Genomic DNA, 21,538 nt, shown 5'->3' with positions numbered 1-21,538 from the left:
TTGTATTAATTTCTATCCCTTTCACTAAATACTCACAACAATTTCATTCTTCCTTTGATGTGGATCATTTTGTTCTTTTTTTGTTCAGATTTGCCGCGTGAAAATTGATGTAAATCAAGGCTTTTTTCTCCCATAAATCTTTTGAAACAACCTGCATTTAGAAGTAGTATTAGTCCCAGCTATATTAGCTGATGCTTAACAATTAACTAACCATAACGGTACATGCTTGCAACAAAATTCTGATATTTTTCAACATTTGATGAGGTTATATCACTGATGAATTTTGAGGAATTTTAACCCGTTTAGCATGTCAAAAGTGTCATTCAGCCGGCACAAAGGAGTTACCATGATTGACGTCGTTGATCTATCGCGGTTGCAGTTTGCACTGACAGCGATGTATCACTTCCTGTTCGTTCCATTGACTCTAGGTATGGCTTTTCTTTTAGCCATCATGGAATCTTTGTATGTAATGACTGATAAGCAAATCTATAAGGACATGACAAAGTTCTGGGGTAAGCTTTTTGGTATTAACTTTGCCCTTGGGGTGGCCACTGGCCTCACTATGGAGTTCCAGTTCGGTACAAACTGGTCATACTATTCCCACTATGTAGGTGACATTTTTGGCGCCCCTCTTGCGATTGAAGCACTTGTAGCCTTCTTTTTAGAATCAACCTTTGTCGGTTTGTTCTTCTTTGGGTGGGATAGACTATCAAAACGCCAGCATTTGGGCGTGACTTGGTTGGTTGCTCTGGGGTCCAATTTCTCGGCACTTTGGATCTTGATTGCGAATGGTTGGATGCAAAACCCAGTTGGCGCAGAATTCAATTTTGAAACTATGCGTATGGAAATGGTCAGCTTTGCTGAAGTCGTTTTCAACCCTGTCGCTCAAGTAAAATTTGTGCATACCGTCGCTTCTGGTTACACCACTGGTGCGATGTTCATTCTTGGTATTAGTTCATATTACTTGCTGAAAGGCCGAGACGTTGCGTTTGCACGCCGCTCATTCGCTATCGCTGCATCATTCGGCATGGCCGCTATTTTGTCCGTGATTGTGCTTGGTGATGAATCAGGATATGAAGTAGGTGAAGTTCAAAAAGTGAAGCTGGCTGCGATTGAAGCTGAGTGGCACACGGAACCTGCACCGGCTGCATTTACACTGTTTGGTTTGCCTAACCAAGACGCCATGCACACCGATTATGCAGTAAAAATTCCATACGTGATGGGTATTATCGCTACACGTTCTCTCGATACTGAAGTCACAGGGTTGCGTGATTTACGTGATGATCACGTCGATCGCATCCGTAACGGTATGTATGCCTATGGTTTACTAGAAAAACTTCGTGCGGGTGAAAAATCTCAAGCGAATATGGATGCATTTGACGAAGTGAAAGGTGACTTAGGTTATGGTTTACTTCTTAAGCGCTATACCGAAAAAGTGACGGACGCAACGGAAGAGCAAATTCAAGCCGCCGCCGATGATTCAATTCCAACCGTATGGCCACTATTTTGGTCATTCCGCCTGATGGTCGGTGTCGGTTTTGTGATGTTATTTGTCTTTGGTGCAGCATTTATTCAAACTTGCCGTCAGAAAATCGAGCAAAAACAATGGGTACTTAAAGCCGCCTTGTTCAGTATTCCTCTACCGTGGATTGCAATTGAAGCGGGTTGGTTTGTTGCTGAATATGGCCGTCAACCATGGGCTGTTGGTGAAATATTGCCGACCAATGTTGCCGCTTCTGCGCTAACTCTGGGCGAATTATGGACCTCATTGTTTGCGATTCTTGCACTGTACACAGTGTTCTTGATTGCTGAAGTTTACCTGATGGTTAAATTTGCTCGTAAAGGGCCTAGCAGCCTGAAAACTGGTCGTTATCACTTTGAGCAAAACGCAAACTCTGTTGAAGACAAAGTTAGCCGTCAAGTCGAAGCATAAGGCAGGGAGATAGAATAATGTTTGATTACGAAATCTTGCGACTAATTTGGTGGGTGCTGATCGGCGTACTGCTGGTTGGTTTTGCAATCACAGATGGTTTTGACATGGGCGTTGGTGCTCTTGTTCCTGTCATTGGTAAGAATGACAGTGAGCGTCGTGTCATGATCAACTCTATTGCCCCACACTGGGATGGTAACCAAGTTTGGCTTATCACGGCAGGTGGTGCACTGTTTGCGGCTTGGCCGTTAGTCTATGCGACATCATTTTCCGGATTTTATTTGGCTATGATTGTTACATTGGCTGCATTATGGCTTCGTCCGATTGGTTTGGATTACCGTTCAAAAATTGAAGATCCAAAGTGGCGTAATGCTTGGGATATCTGTATTTCAATTAGTGGCTTTGTACCACCAGTCATCTTTGGTGTTGCCTTTGGCAACTTACTACAAGGCGTGCCATTCCAGCTCAGTGATTTCATGATGCCAACGTATCACGGTTCATTTTTTGGTCTGTTGAACCCATTTGCTCTGCTTTGTGGCTTAGTCAGCTTGTTTATGATTATTTTACAAGGTGCCGCTTGGCTACAGATGAAAACCACCGATGAGCTGCATGCACGCGCTCGTGGCGTCGCTCAACTGATGGGCTTGTTGGTTGCTGTTACTTTCGTCGCTGCAGGGTTTTGGATCCAAAACATCGATGGTTACGTGATTACCAGCGTCATTGATACACATGCCGCATCAAACCCACTCAATAAAGAAGTGATACGTGAGGCGGGGGCGTGGATGGCTAATTTCAACGCTTACCCATTACTATGGATCGCACCAGCTTTGGGTGTTGCCATGCCACTACTTGCTGTGTTGGCGTCGCGTTTTGAAAAAGGTGGTCTCGCATTCTTGGCTTCTAGCTTAGCCAATGCGGGTGTGATTTTCACCGCTGGTTTTGCGATGTTCCCATTTATCATGCCTTCAAGCTTAGTACCAAGTAACAGCTTGACCATGTGGGACTCAACATCGAGTGAATTGACGTTGAACTTAATGACAGTGGTCGCTTTTGTAATGGTACCTATCATTCTTGGTTACACCACTTGGACTTACTACAAGATGTTTGGTCGTCTTGATAGCAAGTTTATTGAAGAAAACAAAAACTCACTTTACTAAGGAGCATAGATATGTGGTATTTCGCATGGATTCTAGGTGTGCTTTTAGCTTGTGCATTTGGCATCATCAACGCTCTTTGGTTAGAGCATTCTGAAATGATGGACAAAGACAGTGAGTAAACTTGCAATGCAAGTCACTGAGTACCATAAACTGGTTGATAAGACTCTGCTCAGAGTCTTATCGCTCTTGCTTGGTTTTTATCATATCGCCATGATTATGTGGGATCCCGAGCTGTATTCTCAGAGCATTGGTGGTTTTAACGCGGTTATTTCACCACTCATGATATGGGCGCTGTGTGCAAGTATGGTTTTTGGTGTTGGTTTTAGACCACGCAAATGGTTTTGGCAATTATTGTTTAGCCCCTACATTTCATTATCGATCTTAATTTACCTAACGATTATTCGACTAGTTTGATATTTACTGTGTATGAATAACCTGTCGAAGGTTGATTAACGACCCACATTAGTGCTGCCTCTTTGAGACAGCACTAATTTTTTGTTTCAAGTTTTGTAAAAGTCCACTCAATGCTTGTACTAACGTCAATGAGTTGCGTTATAGTATCCGCCTAAATCTGTATATGTGTTGGAACCTTTGTGCAAAATACAGCCTCAGCCTTTCATTGGCCTGTAACGATTTACTATGAAGATACGGATGCTGGTGGTGTCGTCTATCACTCAAACTATCTTAAATTCTTTGAACGAGCCCGAACTGAAATGTTACGCGCAGTTGGAGTGTCTCAGCAGACGCTTTTGCAGCAGAACATTGGTTTTGTGGTCAGGCACGTTGACATCGATTTTCTACAAGCTGCACGTTTAGACGATATGCTGACGATAAATACTGTGATTTCGGCGTTGAAAAAAGCCTCACTGATCTTCTGTCAGGAGCTCGTCAATCCTGAAGGTAAAGTATTGTGTAAAGCAATAGTTAAGGTAGCATGCATCGACAATCAGAACATGAGGCCAAAAGCGATGCCTCAATCAATAATTTTGGAGTTAACCCATAGTGACTGCTGATATCTCAATTCTCGATCTGTTTTTGCAAGCCAGCTTATTGGTCAAGATAGTGATGCTAATCCTTTTGGGGATGTCTATCGTTTCGTGGGCGATGATCATCAAACGTAGTAAAGTCCTTTCCCAAGCAGAAAAGAACGCTGATGCTTTCGAAGACAAATTTTGGTCTGGTACTGACTTATCCGTTATTTATCAAGATGTTAAAAAGCGTAAAGATGAACTTTTGGGTACAGAAGAGATTTTTTATTCTGGCTTTACCGAATTTGCACGTTTACGCAAGACTAACGCCACTTCACCTGATTTCATCATGGAAGGGACGGGACGTGCGATGCGAGTTGCTGTCGCAAGGGAAGTGGACGAGTTAGAGACCAGTCTGCCATTTCTAGCGACCGTGGGTTCTATCAGCCCATACATTGGATTATTTGGTACGGTATGGGGAATCATGCAATCATTTATTGCGTTAGGTGCGGTGAAGCAAGCGACGTTAGCAATGGTGGCTCCTGGTATTGCAGAGGCGCTGATTGCGACCGCTATGGGTTTATTTGCGGCTATTCCTGCGGTGATGGCTTACAACAGGTTGAGCAATAAAGTCAGCAAATTAGAGCATAATTACGCCACCTTTTCTGAAGAATTTCATAGCATTCTTCACCGCCAAGCGATGGCTGGTAGGGAATAGACGATGGTGGGTTACCAGCGTAAAAAGCGCAAGTTGACAGCTGAGATTAACGTTGTCCCTTATATCGACGTTATGCTCGTGTTGCTGATTATTTTTATGGTGACATCGCCGTTTGTCACTCAAGGCGTTGATGTCGAGCTTCCTAAAACCACCACTTCAAAGTCAGCGGCTGATCTGAAAGGCGACAGTGATAGTAGTTTTATCATCGTGGAAATAGATAAAGAAGGTCGTCTCGGGTTGAGCGTAAATAATGAGGAAGTCGAGCGGGGTCTTTCGCTGCAAGATGTCATCATTAGAGTCAAAGCTGAATTGTCGTTGAAACCGGATTCACCGGTTGCGGTTGGCGGTGATGCTGCAACGCCTTATGCAGAAGTGATACTGGTTCTGGATGAATTGAATCGTGCGGGCATTTCAAAAGTAGGTCTGCTAACCGAAATTAAAGGATAGTTTGTACTGTTCATGAAAGATCATAAATCCAAAAAAAGCGATTACAAAAAGCCCATCATTATCTCGGCTATTTTGCATATAGTGTTGATCATTGCTTTGTTATGGGGTTCGGATTTTAACCTAATTAAGCCCGAGCCTGCAGGGCAGATGGTTCAAGCTGTGGTGATTGATCCACAACTGGTACAAAAACAAGCCCAGCAAATTCGTAACCAGCGTGAATCTGCTGCCAAAAAAGAGCAGGATCGGCTGGATAAGTTACGCCGCGAAAGTGAGCAGTTGGAAAAAAACCGCAAGGCGGAAGAAGAGAATATTCGCCAACTAAAAGAACAACAAGCTCAGGAAGCGAAAGCGGCCAGAGAAGCTGAAAAGCAACGTGCCGAAAAAGAACAAGAGCGTAAAGTGGCAGAAGAACGAGCTCGTAAAGAAAGAGAGCGAGCGGTAAAAGCGGAAACGGAACGTAAGATAAAAGAAGAAGCGGTAAAAAAAGCAGAACAGGAGCGCATCGCTAAAGAGGCTGAAATTGCGAAAGCGGAAAAAGAACGCATTGCCCGTGAAAAAGAGGCAGAACAAGCTAAAGAGAAAGCTCGTAAAGAGCGGGAAGCCGCAGAGCGAGCCGAGAAAGAGCGAATAGCCAAAGAACAAGAGGCGAAGAAAGCGGCCGAAAATGCAAAAAAAGAGAAAGCACGTCTAGAGAGATTGGAGCGTGAACGCAAAGAACAAGAAGCGGCGCTGAATAACATTTTTTCTGGGTTAGAAACAGAAGCCGAGCAAAATAGCTCAGCTCGTTCCCAATTTGTAATGAACGAAGCTCAGCGGTATGGAGCAATCTATACGCAGCTCATTCAACAAAATTTGCTGATTGAAGACAGTTTTAAAAGTAAACAGTGCAAAGTGAACCTACGGCTCATTCCAACGGGAACTGGAGCAATAGTCGGTAATCTAAGCATTATTGATGGTGACTCAAGGCTATGCGCGGCGACGAAACGTGCTGTGGCGCAGGTGGGGACGTTTCCGCTGCCCAAAGATGATCTTGATGTAGTCAATCAATTGAAAAACATTAATTTAACTGTAGAACCAAATTAAAAGGAAAAGCTTGTGTTAAAGCGATTGATGTTAGGATGCTTACTTGTCATCGCAAGTAGTGTACAGCTCGCCAACGCCGCATTGGAGCTTGTGATCACCGACGGCATTAATTCAGCAAGGCCGATTGCTATCGTACCGTTTAAGTGGGAAGGCAAAACAAAATTACCGCAGGATGTCTCTGCGGTGATCGCGTCAGATTTGCAACGTAGTGGTAAATTCAGCCCGATTGCGACCAGCAAAATGCCACAAACGCCTTACAATGAAACCGATGTGAAGTTTGATGCTTGGACCAGTATTGGTGTTGATGCTTTGCTCACAGGTAGCATTACGCAAAATGCAGAAGGTAACTATGTCATCAACTACCAACTGGTAGATGTAGTGCGTGGTCAACTGACACAAGGCCAAAGCAAAGCATTAAGTAACGATGGACAGTTGGTGCTTTCTAAAGATCATGTTTTATTCAATAAAGTTGCCACCGTACCAGCAAACCGAATGCGTGAGTATGCGCATCGAATTTCAGATTTGGTCTATCAAGAACTCACGGGTGATAAGGGTGCGTTTCTCACTCGTATTGCCTACGTGGTGGTCAACGACGATGAACAATATCCTTACCAGCTAAGGGTTGCTGACTATGACGGTTACAATGAACGTTTAGTACTTCGTTCAAAACAGCCTTTGATGTCACCGACTTGGTCACCTGATGGTAAGCAACTGGCGTATGTGAGCTTCCAAAACGGCCAAGCGGAAATATTCATCATGAATATTTATACTGGTGAAAGAGAGAAAGTGACCTCGTACCCACGCCATAATGGGGCACCGAGGTTCTCGCCAGATGGGAAAACCCTTGCTTTGGTGTTGTCTAAAACGGGCAGCTTACAGGTTTATACTCTGGACTTGGCAACCAAGAAGCTGAAACAAATAACGAGTGGCAGATCAAATAATACAGAACCGTTTTGGCATCCTGATGGTAAATCGCTAATATTTACTTCGGATCGGGGTGGTAAACCACAGATATATCAAGTAAATTTATCAGACGGTTCTACCAATCGTCTGACATGGCAAGGCAGCCAGAATTTAGGTGGACAAATAACGCCTGATGGTCGATTCCTTGTCATGGTCAACCGAAGTAATTCGGGTTTTAATCTGGCGAAACAAGATTTGGAAACTGGTTCAGTGCAAATTCTAACAAAGACTTTGCTCGATGAGTCTCCAAGTATTGCACCCAATGGTGGTATGGTCATATACAGTTCTATTTATAACAAAGCGAATGTACTTTCGATGGTGTCTATAGATGGGCGTTTCAAAGCTAGATTACCGGCAACAAATGGTCGCGTTAGGGCTCCTGCGTGGTCTCCGTTTTTATAGCAAGTAAGTATCAAAAAGTAAGGAAAAAAAATGCAACTTAATAAAGTTCTTAAAGGGCTACTGATTGCGCTACCAGTACTTGCAGTAACTGCATGTAGTTCAAGCGATGAAGCTACAAACGCTTCTGGTACTCAAACTAACCAGTCTACTTCAGGTTCAGCAAACAGCGTTGATACAACTGTAGTTTCTCCAATTGATGCGAATGGCCAACTCTCTGAACAAGAGCTAAAGGAACAAGCTCTTCGTGAAACTCAAACCATTTATTTCGCATTTGATAACGCGACAATTGCTGGTGATTACGAAGATATGCTTGCTGCACACGCAGCTTACCTAAGCAAAAATTCAGCAATGAAAGTTACCATCGAAGGCCATGCTGACGAACGTGGTACGCCTGAATATAACATCGCGCTAGGTGAGCGTCGTGCACAAGCGGTAGCGAAATATCTACAAGCGCTAGGTGTACAAGCTGACCAAATCTCGATCGTTAGCTATGGCGAAGAGAAGCCACTTCTTCTTGGTCAATCTGAAGAAGTGTATGCGAAGAACCGCCGCGCGGTTCTCGTATACTAATCGAGGAATCGCCTCATGTTCAGTAACTTAAAGCGAATTGTAACGCTTACGTTACTGGCAAGTGCAGCGGGTCAAGTACTCGCTGCACCAGCTCCAGTATCCGATCTTAGCAATAGCTCTTCAGCAAGCACATCTCGTGCTCAACAATCATTATCTGAATCTAATGTACAACGTCTTGAACGTCTGCTTGAAAACCGTAATAGCGTTCAACTCAAAATGCAGCAGCAGCTCGATGATATGGCACTTGAAATCAGCGAACTACGTGGCCAGTTAGAGCGTAATAGCTACGATATGCAGCAAATGTTGCAGCGTCAGCGTGAACTCTTTATCGAGTTAGATCGCGTACGTGGCGAAATGAAGAATACAACCGCAAGTTCGTCACAGCCGACAACGGACACTGATATTGCAGGAACGTTTAGCAGCAATGTTGATGAACAAACTGCCTATCAGAATGCGGTTGATTTGATCCTGAAGAAAAGGGATTACAGTGGTGCTATTGCAGCGTTTCAACAGTTTCAAAAAGATTATCCAGATTCTAATTTTGCGTCTAATGCCCATTATTGGTTAGGGCAGCTCTATTTTGCAAAAAAGCAGGATAAAGAAGCGACGCAAAGTTTTGCCGCCGTGCTCACTTACAGTGACTCCAATAAACGTGCTGATGCGCTGGTTAAGTTAGGTGATATTGCCAAGCGCAATAATAATACTGCGCAAGCAAATAAGTATTATCAGCAAGTTGTGGATGAATACCCTACAAGTGCGTCTGCCAAGGTTGCTAAAGAGAATTTGAATTGATAACAATTTGAGTTAATAAAAAGAGGCCTTGCGGCCTCTTTTTTCGACGGCACTATTTTATGAATCGCTTTTGATCCTTCGTTAGGTGCGGTGTACAATGCTCGGATTCTTGGAAGTTGCGTAGAGCAAGAGCAATGAGCCACATATTAGATACGATTGAAACTATTTATCCATTTCCGCCAAAGCCCATTCCACTAACGGTTGAGCAAAAACAAGCCTATACAGCAAGTATCAAACAACTCTTAAAAGAAAAAGATGCTGTATTAATTGCGCATTACTATACCGATCCTGAAATTCAAGCTCTCGCTGAAGAAACCGGCGGTTTTGTTGGTGATTCATTAGAGATGGCCAAGTTTGGTAATCGCCATCCTGCCAGTACATTGATCATCGCTGGTGTGCGATTTATGGGCGAATCAGCAAAAATCTTAACCCCTGAAAAACGCATTTTAATGCCAACCTTAAAAGCAGAATGCTCTTTGGATCTGGGGTGTCCTGCCGATAAATTCACAGAATTTTGTGATGCACACCCAGATCATACCGTTGTTGTGTATGCAAACACATCGGCGGCGGTCAAAGCTCGTGCCGATTGGGTGGTTACATCGAGCATTGCACTTGATATTGTTGAGCACTTAGATGCGGAAAATAAACCCATAATTTGGGGGCCAGATCGCCATTTAGGCTCATACATCGAGAAAAAAACGGGCGCAAAGATGTTGCTCTGGCAAGGTGAATGCGTAGTTCACGACGAGTTCTCAGCCGATGCATTGCGTAAGATGAAAGCACTGTATCCTGATGCGGCCATCCTTGTGCATCCAGAATCACCAGCCAGTGTGGTAGAACTTGCGGATGCTGTAGGCTCTACAAGCCAGTTGATTAAGGCAGCAAAATCCTTACCTCAACAGAAAATGATTGTGGCGACCGATAAAGGCATCTTTTTTAAGATGCAGCAGTTAGTCCCTGAGAAAGAATTGATTGAAGCACCGACGGCAGGGGCCGGGGCAACATGCCGAAGCTGCGCGCATTGTCCTTGGATGGCGATGAATGGTCTTCGAGCGATTGAGTCAGCTCTTATGGAAGGCGGTAAAGATCACGAAATTTTCGTCGATGAAGCTGTGAGAGTGAAATCACTCATCCCATTAAACCGTATGTTGGATTTTGCTGAACAGTTAAATTTGCAAGTCAAAGGGAATGCCTAATTCCTTTCGGCGGTAGTGGATGAAAAAAGGCTCTTATTCAGAGCCTTTTTTATTGTCATCCCTAAACCACCGCCTTGGGCGGTGGTGATTGAACCTTGGGGCTATTGCCCGAAGGAGTGCCCATGCTAGAAGTAAACCTCTTATTCACCACAAGTAAGAGGAAACTAAAAACATGGGCGATTATAGAAGTTCATCACATGTATATTGGCGTTGCAAATACCATATAGTTTGGACTCCGAAATACAGATTTAAGATCTTGAAAGGGAATGTAGGTAAGGAGCTTTATCGCTCAATCTATATTTTGTGCAATATGAAAGATTGTGAAGTTTTGGAATTAAATGTTCAGCCGGATCACGTTCACTTGGTTGTGATAGTTCCACCAAAAGTTTCGATATCAACGTTGATGGGAGTATTGAAAGGGCGTTCAGCAATCCGCTTGTTTAACAAGTTCCCACATATAAGAAAGAAACTGTGGGGTAATCATTTTTGGGCAAGGGGATACTTTGTTGACACAGTTGGTGTGAATGAAGAAATCATCAGGCGNTCAGGCGTTACGTAAGGCACCAAGACAAGAAAGATCAAGAATATGAGGCGCAGTTAGAGTTGAAGATAAACTAGCAGTGCAGGGATGCCCCCTTATAGGGGGCTATAAACCAAAGCCGCCTTCTAAGAAGGCGGATTTTTACCGCAAGCAAATTGATTTGAAATTAACGTTATTCGAAAATAAAACTATTCAAAAACACAGTTATTGCTCTAGTGCCAACTGAGCGCCGCGTTGCGTTAAGCCACACAACATCACCGGTATGGCCTGATAGATTTCTTCAAACTGGTCGAGTCCTTGCATACCTTGTTGGGAAAGTGTTGCCAAGGACGTCTCCGGATCATAAAGCATACTCAGCGAAAGGAGCACGCCCCCAAGTAGCGCATTGTCTTGGCTATCTTCAGGCATTAACGTTTCCCAATCGTCACGCGTAAGTTGCCAACCTTGAAGAAAACCTTCACAAAAATCACGGACATGTTCAGTCACTATTTCTTGTTCATCGAGTGAGCAACCTGCAGGCCAGCTCCATTGATTTTCGAGCAAAGCTGGGCGATAGTCATTCCACATTTCAACGATCAGTTGGAAATAGGTTTCTAGCTGTTTGCCTTCGCTAAATGGCGCGATCTCTTCTCCTCCCCATAGAAAAGGGAGCCATTCCTCTGGCGGGAGCAAGTTAGGCGCTGACGCCATGGATGCGACAAAACCTTGAGTTTTGGCCTCATTAAGCAATTTATCTTCTAGTTCGGGTTGGGTAAGGAGTTCTTGTAAATTCACAGCAGATCCCATCAGTTGCCGAGTGTATTTGCAGCCATTTTAACGTTAAAGCGATACAATGTGCGAATTTTGCTGATAATTTGTTGGCTTTAGTGAGGTTTTACAACAATCAACATATTGCTCGCTAAGATTGTTCACTATAATTTGCACAAAAGAAAAAATTGAAAGGATTTATGAGAGAACCTATTTCATTGAAGAAGAAGAGCATTATCGCCCTTTCTTTTTATCTCTGCTTTTTTATTGCGATCACAGGTACCGTCACTTATTGGATTGTCGAAGCGCCACTACGAGCTGAATTAAAACAGAATTTAGATCTTCGTGCAGAAGTGTTATCAGCCCAAATTCGCGAACCTCTCAACCGTTCTATTGGTGTGCTCCAAAGCATTGTCAGCCTTGGGCAAGCTGCAACCAACCAAGCTGAGCAAGACAGAATGCTCTCTTCGCTGTTCACTATACTTGATGATGTTGTCGTCAGTGGTGGGCTATGGCCGAAACCCTACAGTATTAATGCATCGCAGCGATACAGTAGCCTGTTTTATAATCGGGCCGCTGACGGTCAAGTCGACAAATTGCATTCTTGGAACAATCAAGAAGCGTATGGTTACGATAACGAAGAGTGGTACTACGCAGCAAAAGAAAAGCCTGTCGGTAGTGTGGTATGGTCAGAAGTCTATGTTGATGCCTATACGCACGTTCAGATGATCACGGCTTCATCGCCCTATTACGTTAACGGTGAATTTGCTGGAGTAGCAACAGTCGATCTGTCATTGGCGGGGTTAGCCACATTTATTGCCAGTCAAGCGGAGCTTTATAACCTTGGCGTATCCTTAAGTGATTCGGGGGGCTCCCTGATCACTGAACATAATTTTATAATACGTGAAGAAGCTAACGTAAGTCATTTCGGTTTTGGTGATTTTGAATGGCGAGTTGATGTTATTAATGCCCATCGGTTAGTGAATGACGAAGTGTTTGATCTGGTGATGGATGTCGAACGGAGTATCATTCCAATCCTTTTAGTTTGCGTTATGATCGGTTATTACTTGATCAATCAATATGTGATCAAACCGATTACCATCATCGCCAAAAAAGTGAGTGATTCTAAACAGGGCGGTATTATTGATATGCCGTATCGAAGCCAAGATGAGATACGCCAGCTTATCGATTCATTTAACCAAAAAACCGTTTATCTTGAAGCGGAAAAAGTGAAAGCTCAAGCTTCCACTCAAGCCAAAAGTGCCTTCTTAGCAACCCTGTCACACGAAATCAGAACTCCAATGAATGGTGTTTTAGGAACCGCGCAAATCTTATTGAAAACAGAGCTTTCCCCAGAACAGAGGCAACACCTTAATAGTCTGTATGAGTCTGGCGAGCACATGATGGTGCTGCTTAACGAAATTCTCGATTTCTCCAAGATTGAACAAGGGCGATTAGAACTTGATAACACCCGTTTCCCCTTGGATTCACTGATTGGTAGTATTAACAGTGTTTACCATACCTTATGCAATGAAAAAGGACTGCAGTTTAGGATTTACAGCGATATTGTTCACGATCGCTGGTATTACTCAGATAAAGCACGATTGAGACAGATTCTGTTTAATTTACTGAATAATGCGGTCAAGTTTACCTCTCACGGCTTTGTCGAAGTGACTCTAAAAGAGCAGCAGATGGAAGATAAACGGTATCTTTCTATTCGGATACGGGATTCGGGGATAGGTATAGCAAAAGAGGCTCAGGAAAAAATATTCCGCCCATTTGAACAAGCTGAATCATCGACGACAAGGCGTTTTGGTGGAACGGGGTTGGGCTTAGCGATTGTAAAACAAATTGTAGAGCTAATGGATGGGACAGTCACGGTAACCAGTGAGTTAGGAATTGGTACCAGTTTTCACGTTATGCTAGCGATAGAAACAACGACGCCCGGGACCATTGAAGTCAAGCCACGTCGCAAGCTTAATTACCAAGGACTGAAAGCTCTCATTGTGGAAGATAACCGGACCAACTCTATCATCATCGAAACCTTTATGAAGAATAAAGGGTTTACATGCGATTGTGTTGAGAATGGTGAATTGGCAATTCAAGCGGTTGTTGGCGGGAATTATGACCTGATATTGATGGATAACCATATGCCCGTAATGGATGGCGTAGAAGCGGTGTCTGCGATTCGGATCTTAGTTGGGGAGCAACGTAATGTGCTCATTTTTGGTTGTACTGCTGATGTTTTCAAAGAAACTCGTGAGCGAATGTTGTCGGCCGGCGCTGATTATATTGTCACCAAACCCATTGATGACAATGAATTAGATGATGCTCTTTTCCAATTTGTCGAAAAACTGTATCAATATCATCCAGAGTCCTCTATGCCGCTAAAGATAGGCTCAGCAGAGGAATCATTGGTGACGTTTTATATGGCCGTGGAAGATCAAAACATAGAACTTGCATTAGCCATGATTCAACGTTTGATACAACAGTTGCCGGAGATTGAAAATACTCATATTCATCAAGTGTTAATCGATACCCAAACAAGCTTAGAAAAACACCAGTTACCTACACAGCAGCAAGTCGATTTGCTAACGGTATTGCTTTCCGATTTTTGTAATTAAATAACCATTTTGAGATTTAGTAAGAATGCGTTGTAACAGGAATTTAAAGAATAGCGTTAGATTCTAGTTTCCGATTCAAAATTGGTTATAAATTTACCTAAGTTAATTAAAATTGGTCACTAAATCTACAAAATATGTGTTCTAATTCCCTCATTATCTAGCTTGTTGTTATTTTCTAGGTATCTGTATTGCTGATTGGCATATTTAATAGTTATATCTATTGTGTAGAGGGGAGTAATGAAAGCTCGTGGCCCATTTTGTATTCGTCATGCTGCGGCGGACACATTTGCAATGGTTGTTTTTTGTTTTATATCAGGCATGATCATTGAAATTTTCATCTCTGGAATGACCTTCGAACAGTCGCTAGCATCACGTACACTGTCTATCCCAGTTAATATCGCAATAGCATGGCCTTATGGCGTATTTCGTGACTTTATTCTGCGCCAGGGACGTCAATGGTCTGAGACTGGCTTAATGAAGAATGTCTCGGATTTGGTTGCTTACGTTCTATTTCAATCTCCGGTCTATGCCGCCATTCTATGGGCTGTAGGCGCATCTACAGAGCAGATCATAACCGCAGTATCAAGCAATGCCATTGTGTCGTGTGGAATGGGCGTTCTCTATGGCTATTTTTTAGATATGTGCCGCCGTTGGTTCCGTGTCCCTGGCTATCATCGTAGTGCCTAACCGTGACACTCACTGAAGAAAGGCTTGTATTGAATTTCATCAAATAAGTCAATAAGTAGTCAAACGAACCAAAGTGGTGGGCTTTTTTATTATTTTGGCTTGACCTAATCCCATAGAATCATTAAATTAGCGCCTCGTTAGCCAAATGCGCTAACCACAATATAATTTGGTGAGTTGTCCGAGTGGCTTAAGGAGCACGCCTGGAAAGTGTGTATACGGCAACGTATCGAGAGTTCGAATCTCTTGCTCACCGCCATATTCTAAACCGTAGACGATCGTCTACGGTTTTTTTGTGCGTAAAATACCATGTCAACTCAAGCTTAACTCACTGTTTAATCTAAACAATCTCAATGCATCCCCTGCTAAAAGTTATTAAATAGCCATTCACTCAAAAATAATTCCAATTCAGAGCTAAACTGTCATATATAAAACGAATTTCACTTATTGGCTATGGTTACGAAAAAGCACAAAGCTCAGACCTTTCATAAAGTTGCAGTGGCTATTGTTGTATTGGTAGTCACTATTGCTATTTTTAATAGGCAACTTGGTCATTTTTATGATGCTAGCCGTGTTGAAGAGCGTAAAGCAGTAAGAATAGCGGTTTCGCAAACGCCACTCTCTTCCTCCTTTATTATTGCCGAAAGTTTGGGTTTTTTTGAACAACAAGGGGTGAATGTCGAACTAGTGCCCTGTTCTGGAGGTGTGGCCTGTTCTCAAGCTTTGTTTAGTGGGAATGTAGACTATGCGACTGCCTCTGAGTCGGTGGTTATGTTTAAGCTTTTCCAGCGTAATGATTTTGCACTATTAACCAGTTTTGTTGAGTCAGATAACGATTTAAAGCTGCTCACGTTAGAGCGATTAGGCATTGTTAACTTGAGTGACTTGGAAGGCAAAAAAGTAGGCATCGTTAAGGCGAGTGCCAGTGAGTTTTACTTTGATTCATTGTTGATTGCCAGTGACCTGAAAGAGATGGCTGTTGAAAAAGTCTATTTACCACCAGAAGCGCTAAATGACTCATTATTCTCCTCACAAGTTGATGCTATTTCTGTTTGGGAACCTTACGGTTATAAAACTGAAACCTCTGCACCATCCGATGTATTGAACCTTGGGCTATCTGGTATTTACCATTTGTCATTTAATTTACTTTCGATGAAAGCAACCGTCGAAGAGGCGCATGACGAGATAGTGGCAATATTACGTGCATTAAAAGAGGCTAATGAATGGATTAACCTCAATCCTGAACAATCAAGAGAGGTGATTGCACAGGCCTTAAATATTCCGTTACCCCAACTCGAGTGGTCTTGGAAGGATTATGTATTTCGTTTGTCGTTAGGTAATGCACTTTTATCTAACTTACAGCTTCAAGCAAGATGGGCGATTGAGGCTGGTATGGTTACGGGCGACAAGCCGGATTTTCGGACAGTGCTTGCTTCCAAGCCGATCGAGGAAGTGCTACGTACTAAGGTATCGATAAAATGATCAGCTCGATTGTGCGTAAATTGACATTATTGTTCGCATCCACGGCATTTCTAATCCTTTTGATCACTTTTTCTCTGTGGGGCTTACTTAAAGAACAAGAGCAAACAAAAAAAGATCTAGAAGATATTATGCAGATCCAATTGAGTGTGGATTTGTTGCGTAGCCAACTTTGGATTTTCCTGCAGTATTCTGATGTATCAAGTTTGGACCAGGTTGATATTGCTCAGCAAAGCCTCTCCAAGAGACTGCTTAATCATAAGATGATGGGCAAACATATCGAAAACTTACAACGCATGAATACTAGCCTTGCCGTCTTACTGCAACAAGAAAAAAAGCTTACTCATCAAGATGCTGAAGCAAAAAGCAACTCTCTAATCAGCGCAAAAGGGCTGCTACATTCACGTTACAATATGCTCGTGCAAAATATGACTGAAGAGTTGTTTTACTTACAAAAATCAGTCTTAGCAAAAAGCATTGAGAGTCAACAAATGACCTTGATGTTGAGTGCACTGAAAATATTATTTTTTTCAATCTTAGTGAGTGGCATTGCGTGGTTGATTTTGAAACGTTTCAAAAGAGGGTTTGCGTCAATTAAACAAGGTATCCTAGCTTTGACGTATGGTGACCTTGAAAGCAAGATTGAACCAGTTAATCTGGATATTGAATTTGTAGCTTTGGCTGACTTTTTTAACCATATGAAGGTCTCACTAAAAACGACAACCGTGACAAAAGATGAATTGCAATTAGAGGTTGAGCGACAAACCTCAGAGTTAAAAATTCAAAAAGATCAGCTTCAGTTTCTATCTGAACATGATTCGTTGACGGGGCTACTTAATCGGCGAGCGTTTGAAAAATTGTTGGATAACGCCATCGTAAAAGCCAATAGGACTAAGGTGAAGTTAGCGCTGCTCTTCATTGACTTGGACAATTTCAAAACCATCAACGACACTCAAGGCCACTGCGCGGGAGATGAAATTTTAAAGCAAATCGCGATTCGCTTAGAGGCCAGTATCCGCCAATCTGATTTTTCGGCAAGGCTTGGAGGCGATGAATTTGTAGTGTGCCTCGATCTGATTGATGAGTACGATTTTGTCGCAGAGAAAGTCAAACAAATTATCAAATGCTTAGGGCTGCCCATTGAGTTTGAAGGGCAAAGCCTAACCGTTGGTGTTAGTGTTGGTATCAGCTATTTCCCCTTACAAACCAATAGCATGCACCATTTAATGGCCTTGGCTGATGAGGCGATGTATCAAGCGAAAGAGGTGGTTGGTAACACTTATTGTCAAAACATTGATCCCTTAAGGGGAGTTTTTACAGTGGAAGACGTGGTGAGTTAACGCCATTTTTCTGCATAGGAAGCGGCTGGGTCGAGGCTGATGCATGAGTAGATAGCCGCAATCCCTGAATAATACCGTTTATCAATTGAACCTGACTCAGTTTCCTTTTACCCTGTGCTTCTCCCCCCCTCTTTATTATCGCTAGGAGCATTGTCATGCAGCTTCGTGATCCTCAACTTTTTAAACAACAATGTTATCTCAATGGTCAATGGGTTTGTGCATCCAATTCGCTCACCTCAACCGTTTACAACCCTTATGACGGCACTCTGATTGGAACGGTTCCGCAGCTAGATAGTGCGCAAGTTCAACAAGCGATTGAGGGTGCAGAGCTTGCGCAGAAACTGTGGAAAAAACAGCCAGCGGCGGACAAAGCGAGAGTGCTTAGAGCTTGGTATGAATTGATTGTTGAACACAGCGATGATCTGGCACTGATTTTAACCAACGAGCAAGGCAAACCTTTAGCGGAAGCGAAAGGCGAGATCAGCTATGCTGCCAGCTTTGTCGAATGGTATGCCGAAGAGGCAAAACGAGCTTATGGTGAGCTTGTCCCGAGTCATAAAGCGGATGCAAGAATACTGGTATCGAAAGAACCTATTGGTGTGGTTGCTGCGATCACGCCTTGGAATTTCCCTGCGGCTATGGTGACTCGTAAATGTGCTCCAGCGATTGCGGCTGGGTGCGCAGTGGTACTCAAACCAGCACCAGATACGCCTTTTACTGCTCTTGCTTTGGCAGAATTGGCGCATCGTGCTGGGCTTCCCGCTGGCTTATTGCAAGTGGTGACCGGAGAGGCAATCGCAATCGGGCAGCAATTAACCAGCAGCAAAGTGGTACGCAAACTCTCATTTACTGGCTCAACAGGAGTGGGGAAAATATTAATGGCACAGTGCGCGCACAACATCAAAAAGTTGTCGCTCGAGCTGGGTGGTAATGCTCCTTTTATTGTGTTTGATGATGCCGACATTAATGCCGCCGTAGAGGGTGTGATGGTGGCGAAGTTTCGTAACGCTGGTCAAACTTGTGTCTGTGCCAATCGAATCTATGTGCAAGAGGGCGTGTACGATAAATTTGTTAAAAAATTGGTTGATAAAGTCAGCAAGCTGATTGTGGGAAATGGGTTGGAATCAGGCGTAACAATGGGGCCTTTAATCAATGATGCGGCGGTGGCTAAAGTCAAATTACATATTGCGGATGCCACCGCGCAGGGCGCTTTAGTGCAATATGGCACTCTGCCTCAAGCCGGTAGCCGCTTGTTTGAGCCTCACGTATTAACTGAGATGACAGAAGATATGTTGGTGGCTCAAGAAGAAACCTTTGGCCCACTTGCACCTTTGTTTCGTTTCACTCACGAAGAGGAAGTGATTGAACGTGCAAACCACACGGATTCTGGATTAGCGGCATACTGCTATACGCAGTCACTGGCTCGGGCTTGGCGATTGAGTGAGGCACTGGAAGTCGGTATTGTTGGTATTAACGAAGGTTTGATATCAACTACAGTCGCACCGTTTGGCGGCATCAAAGAGTCAGGTCTTGGCCGCGAGGGAGCAAAACAGGGGCTAGACGAATATTTGGAAGTGAAATACACCCTAATGGGAGGCTTAAACTAACCTTTCTCTCACTATTTTTGTTGAGTCAGTAACACCCATCTTAAGGGGCCATTGGTTTCAAAATCATTGGCCTCTTGGCAGATCATATACAGCTCACCGACTTGAATCACTGCACCGATAGAATAAGCTTGGTCCTTATAATAGCAAACACGTTGTAAAGCTTTACCTTCTGTAGCCACCACAACCGGTAGCGAAGCGGTATTGATTACTTTCGTGTAGCCAAAGCTAGGAGCAATCAATAATAACCAAACACAGTACTTCAGCATGGTGTATCTCCTATTTATAGTGAGGTAGTTAATCAAATTGCCGCTGATAGCGGGGCAGCATACTTTCATTGCCCAGTAACCCACCTTGATGAATATAAATCACCGTTTTTTCTGGATGAGCTTCCATCCAAGGTAACAAACATTGCCACATCATAGGGTCATACAACAGATCAAATTCCACATGAGTCTGCTCAAGTAGATTTTGCCACATCCGATAATCGGCTTCGTACAATCGTCCAAAGTGATGCTTTTTCTCTGTAGATATAATCGTAGGGTACTGGCGCTCTTCAAGCTCGTCAAATTGCTGGATGAGGTAGTCATTTCCCCCTACACAAGCACAGGTCAGAACCTCAATGCCGTGCGGTTTTAGATATTTTTGCAGGTAGATCGCAGTGGTTCCTGTCCCGGAGGGCAACGCAACGACGAATTGCGTTTTTGTCTCCATTCTCATCCAGTTGAGAATTTCTAGAGCCAACTGCTTAATGCCCGTTTCGGCCATCTTTGAGCGACCGCCTTCCGGTACGACTAAGCATGAAGCATCAGGCTGGCGGATCGTATCAATATACTGCTCGGGTGGCATTATATTGATGGGGCTAACTTCGATGATGTGCGCTCCTAAATCCAGTGCACCACGATAGTTGCCAATCGGCCTTTGGTGTAGCCACGTTGGAATGTGGTCTACATAAAACTCAAATTTCCACCCTTTAATGCGCGCAAGAGCCGCCAGAGAATAGAGAGCATTCGACTGCGCCGAACCATAGCTGATTAAAGTGCTGATGCCGAGGAGATCGCTATCCAATAACGCCATGAACTTACGCGCTTTATTTCCGGAAAAATGGCTGTGAAGTTGATCATCACGTTTTAAATAGAATCGGTTATTGGCAAAAGTATGTTGTGTTATGGGGGTGTCAGACAGTTTCATGATGATTTTCGAGCACAAAAGGGCCGTAGTATATACTGACCTGAGTAAAAATTGCAGTGTTGGCCGATTTTATCGCTCGTCAGTTACTGCTTTGCCTCTCATGCGGCAAAAAAAAGCCCAGAGCAAAAGGCGCTGGGCGGATACAAATAAACATAGGAGTTAATAAGAAAAAGCAGCATATCGGTAGTTACAGTAAGAAGAAAAATTTGACGGCCTGTAAAATTCTTAATGCTCTGCTAACTACACTTATTGAGACTGAGCATTTCACAATCAGTTCCATCTTAAAGCCATTTTTTTCAATTTATTTTTAAAATATTTATCTTTCATTAGCTTACTTCTATTTTACTCTTCAGCTCCGATCATTTCGTAAAAATGTGATGTTAATTGCTTGTTAATCAATTGTGTCGATAGTATATTTCAAACACCTGTTTGATACGAGTGATTGAAATGGCACCAAGAAGTAGTACCAAAGAAAAAATCCTAGATGTTGCAGAGGGATTGTTTGCTGAACATGGCTTCAACGATACATCGTTACGAGCTATCACCAGCAAAGCTGGAGTAAATCTAGCCTCGGTTAACTACCATTTTGGTGATAAGAAAACGTTAGTGCGTGCAGTGTTGAATCGTTATTTAGAAGCATTTATGCCAGCCGTTCAACAAGCGCTGCAGGAGTTAAACTCCCAAGATGAATATCAAATGTCGGAAGTGTTTGAGTCATTGCGTACACCATTACGTGCGTTGAATGATGTTAGGCCCAATGGTACCAGCCGTTTTATGTTGTTGATTGGTCGCGGCTATACCGATGTGCAAGGTCATTTGCGTTGGTTTATCACCACACGCTACAACGATGTATTGTCACTGTTTACTCAGTCAGTGATGAAGGCGAACCCAAAACTGACGCCTGAAACTCTATTCTGGCGTTTGCACTTCACGCTAGGCACGTGTGTTTTTACCATGGCGTCGAGCCAAGCATTGGCTGAGATTGCCGAAAGTGATTTTGGCAACCAAGTGGATGCCAAAGCCGTCGTCGACTTACTTATTCCTTATTTAGCCGCCGGCGTTGCGGCTGATTAACCCAATTAAATCTATTATAAGAAGTAAC

21 protein-coding genes, 1 tRNA gene and 1 pseudogene are annotated in these 21,538 nt (G+C 43.3%); 20 read left to right on the top strand and 3 right to left on the bottom strand.

Features of this window, described 5'->3' with window-relative positions; translation table 11 throughout:
* The first annotated feature begins 346 nt into the window (after positions 1–346).
* The 13 genes and pseudogenes from cydA to tnpA all read left to right on the top strand — a co-directional run bounded on the left by cydA (position 347) and on the right by tnpA (position 10,844).
* The gene (gene cydA, locus AACT42_RS06815) at positions 347–1,933 is read left to right on the top strand and encodes a cytochrome ubiquinol oxidase subunit I (RefSeq protein WP_047688312.1); all 1,587 of its coding nucleotides are present in this window, start codon (positions 347–349) and stop codon (positions 1,931–1,933) included.
* A gap of 17 nt (positions 1,934–1,950) precedes the next feature.
* The gene (gene cydB, locus AACT42_RS06810; RefSeq protein ID WP_094133072.1) at positions 1,951–3,087 is read left to right on the top strand and encodes a cytochrome d ubiquinol oxidase subunit II; all 1,137 of its coding nucleotides are present in this window, start codon (positions 1,951–1,953) and stop codon (positions 3,085–3,087) included.
* A gap of 11 nt (positions 3,088–3,098) precedes the next feature.
* Positions 3,099–3,206 carry a cytochrome bd-I oxidase subunit CydX gene (cydX, locus tag AACT42_RS06805; RefSeq protein ID WP_000270284.1) on the top strand — a complete coding sequence of 36 codons (108 nt, stop codon included), beginning with the start codon at positions 3,099–3,101 and terminating at the stop codon, positions 3,204–3,206.
* Positions 3,199–3,501 carry a cyd operon protein YbgE gene (gene ybgE / locus AACT42_RS06800; protein WP_013856571.1) on the top strand — a complete coding sequence of 101 codons (303 nt, stop codon included), beginning with the start codon at positions 3,199–3,201 and terminating at the stop codon, positions 3,499–3,501. Before cydX ends, ybgE begins: the two co-directional genes overlap by 8 nt.
* A 179-nt stretch (positions 3,502–3,680) precedes the next feature.
* Positions 3,681–4,100: a tol-pal system-associated acyl-CoA thioesterase gene (gene ybgC / locus AACT42_RS06795; protein WP_017042272.1), complete on the top strand. Its 420-nt coding sequence runs from the start codon at positions 3,681–3,683 to the stop codon at positions 4,098–4,100.
* The gene (tolQ, locus tag AACT42_RS06790; protein ID WP_094133071.1) at positions 4,090–4,773 is read left to right on the top strand and encodes a protein TolQ; all 684 of its coding nucleotides are present in this window, start codon (positions 4,090–4,092) and stop codon (positions 4,771–4,773) included. The genes ybgC and tolQ overlap by 11 nt, the downstream gene beginning before the upstream one ends.
* Positions 4,774–4,776: 3 nt before the next feature.
* Positions 4,777–5,220 (top strand): protein TolR, encoded by a 444-nt coding sequence (tolR, locus tag AACT42_RS06785; RefSeq protein ID WP_094127162.1) that lies wholly within the window; start codon positions 4,777–4,779, stop codon positions 5,218–5,220.
* Between the two features lie 12 nt (positions 5,221–5,232).
* Positions 5,233–6,303, top strand: a complete 1,071-nt coding sequence (tolA, locus tag AACT42_RS06780) for a cell envelope integrity protein TolA (protein WP_094133070.1) — start codon at positions 5,233–5,235, stop codon at positions 6,301–6,303.
* Positions 6,304–6,330: 27 nt separating this feature from the next.
* The gene (tolB, locus tag AACT42_RS06775) at positions 6,331–7,668 is read left to right on the top strand and encodes a Tol-Pal system beta propeller repeat protein TolB (RefSeq protein ID WP_088718023.1); all 1,338 of its coding nucleotides are present in this window, start codon (positions 6,331–6,333) and stop codon (positions 7,666–7,668) included.
* A gap of 30 nt (positions 7,669–7,698) precedes the next feature.
* The gene (gene pal / locus AACT42_RS06770) at positions 7,699–8,238 is read left to right on the top strand and encodes a peptidoglycan-associated lipoprotein Pal (protein ID WP_013856577.1); all 540 of its coding nucleotides are present in this window, start codon (positions 7,699–7,701) and stop codon (positions 8,236–8,238) included.
* A 15-nt stretch (positions 8,239–8,253) separates the two neighbouring features.
* A complete protein-coding gene (ybgF, locus tag AACT42_RS06765; protein WP_094167898.1) occupies positions 8,254–9,030 on the top strand; it encodes a tol-pal system protein YbgF in 777 nt (258 codons plus the stop codon).
* A gap of 134 nt (positions 9,031–9,164) precedes the next feature.
* Complete coding sequence (nadA, locus tag AACT42_RS06760) at positions 9,165–10,226, top strand: quinolinate synthase NadA (RefSeq protein WP_094167897.1); 1,062 nt, start codon at positions 9,165–9,167, stop codon at positions 10,224–10,226.
* Positions 10,227–10,398: 172 nt separating this feature from the next.
* Positions 10,399–10,844: pseudogene (gene tnpA / locus AACT42_RS06755) on the top strand (IS200/IS605 family transposase).
* Between the two features lie 127 nt (positions 10,845–10,971).
* Here tnpA and AACT42_RS06750 read toward each other — a convergent pair.
* Positions 10,972–11,553, bottom strand: coding sequence for a UPF0149 family protein (locus AACT42_RS06750; RefSeq protein ID WP_013856580.1), 582 nt, complete (start codon positions 11,551–11,553; stop codon positions 10,972–10,974).
* A gap of 161 nt (positions 11,554–11,714) precedes the next feature.
* On the opposite strand from AACT42_RS06750, the gene AACT42_RS06745 reads away from it, so the two are divergent.
* The 6 genes from AACT42_RS06745 (at position 11,715) to AACT42_RS06720 (ending at position 19,248) form a co-directional block, all read left to right on the top strand.
* Positions 11,715–14,138 carry a hybrid sensor histidine kinase/response regulator gene (locus tag AACT42_RS06745; RefSeq protein ID WP_217899647.1) on the top strand — a complete coding sequence of 808 codons (2,424 nt, stop codon included), beginning with the start codon at positions 11,715–11,717 and terminating at the stop codon, positions 14,136–14,138.
* 237 nt (positions 14,139–14,375) lie between these two features.
* Positions 14,376–14,825, top strand: coding sequence for an L-alanine exporter AlaE (locus AACT42_RS06740; protein ID WP_017042265.1), 450 nt, complete (start codon positions 14,376–14,378; stop codon positions 14,823–14,825).
* A gap of 168 nt (positions 14,826–14,993) precedes the next feature.
* A tRNA-Ser gene (locus AACT42_RS06735) sits at positions 14,994–15,081 on the top strand.
* A 188-nt stretch (positions 15,082–15,269) separates the two neighbouring features.
* Positions 15,270–16,304 carry an ABC transporter substrate-binding protein gene (locus tag AACT42_RS06730; RefSeq protein WP_094133895.1) on the top strand — a complete coding sequence of 345 codons (1,035 nt, stop codon included), beginning with the start codon at positions 15,270–15,272 and terminating at the stop codon, positions 16,302–16,304.
* Positions 16,301–17,641 carry a GGDEF domain-containing protein gene (locus AACT42_RS06725; RefSeq protein ID WP_094133894.1) on the top strand — a complete coding sequence of 447 codons (1,341 nt, stop codon included), beginning with the start codon at positions 16,301–16,303 and terminating at the stop codon, positions 17,639–17,641. Before AACT42_RS06730 ends, AACT42_RS06725 begins: the two co-directional genes overlap by 4 nt.
* 155 nt (positions 17,642–17,796) lie before the next feature.
* Entirely contained in the window at positions 17,797–19,248 is a 1,452-nt protein-coding gene (locus AACT42_RS06720) for an NAD-dependent succinate-semialdehyde dehydrogenase (protein WP_094133892.1), read from the top strand.
* A gap of 11 nt (positions 19,249–19,259) precedes the next feature.
* Here the strand turns inward: AACT42_RS06720 and AACT42_RS06715 are convergent, their stop codons facing one another.
* Positions 19,260–19,514, bottom strand: a complete 255-nt coding sequence (locus tag AACT42_RS06715; protein WP_010319042.1) for a DUF1496 domain-containing protein — start codon at positions 19,512–19,514, stop codon at positions 19,260–19,262.
* A 28-nt stretch (positions 19,515–19,542) separates the two neighbouring features.
* Positions 19,543–20,436 carry a pyridoxal-phosphate dependent enzyme gene (locus tag AACT42_RS06710; protein WP_094133891.1) on the bottom strand — a complete coding sequence of 298 codons (894 nt, stop codon included), beginning with the start codon at positions 20,434–20,436 and terminating at the stop codon, positions 19,543–19,545.
* Positions 20,437–20,883: 447 nt separating this feature from the next.
* Here AACT42_RS06710 and AACT42_RS06705 point away from each other — a divergent pair, with 447 nt between their 5' ends.
* Positions 20,884–21,510, top strand: coding sequence for a TetR/AcrR family transcriptional regulator (locus AACT42_RS06705; protein WP_038198255.1), 627 nt, complete (start codon positions 20,884–20,886; stop codon positions 21,508–21,510).
* The last annotated feature ends 28 nt before the right edge of the window (positions 21,511–21,538 follow it).

Origin of the sequence: Vibrio sp. V15_P4S5T153 (genome assembly GCF_963874485.1) — a bacterium.
Classification (GTDB): Bacteria; Pseudomonadota; Gammaproteobacteria; order Enterobacterales; family Vibrionaceae; genus Vibrio; species Vibrio anguillarum.
Note: the sequence above shows the minus strand (reverse complement) of the source record. Positions and strands in the feature narration are given on the sequence as shown.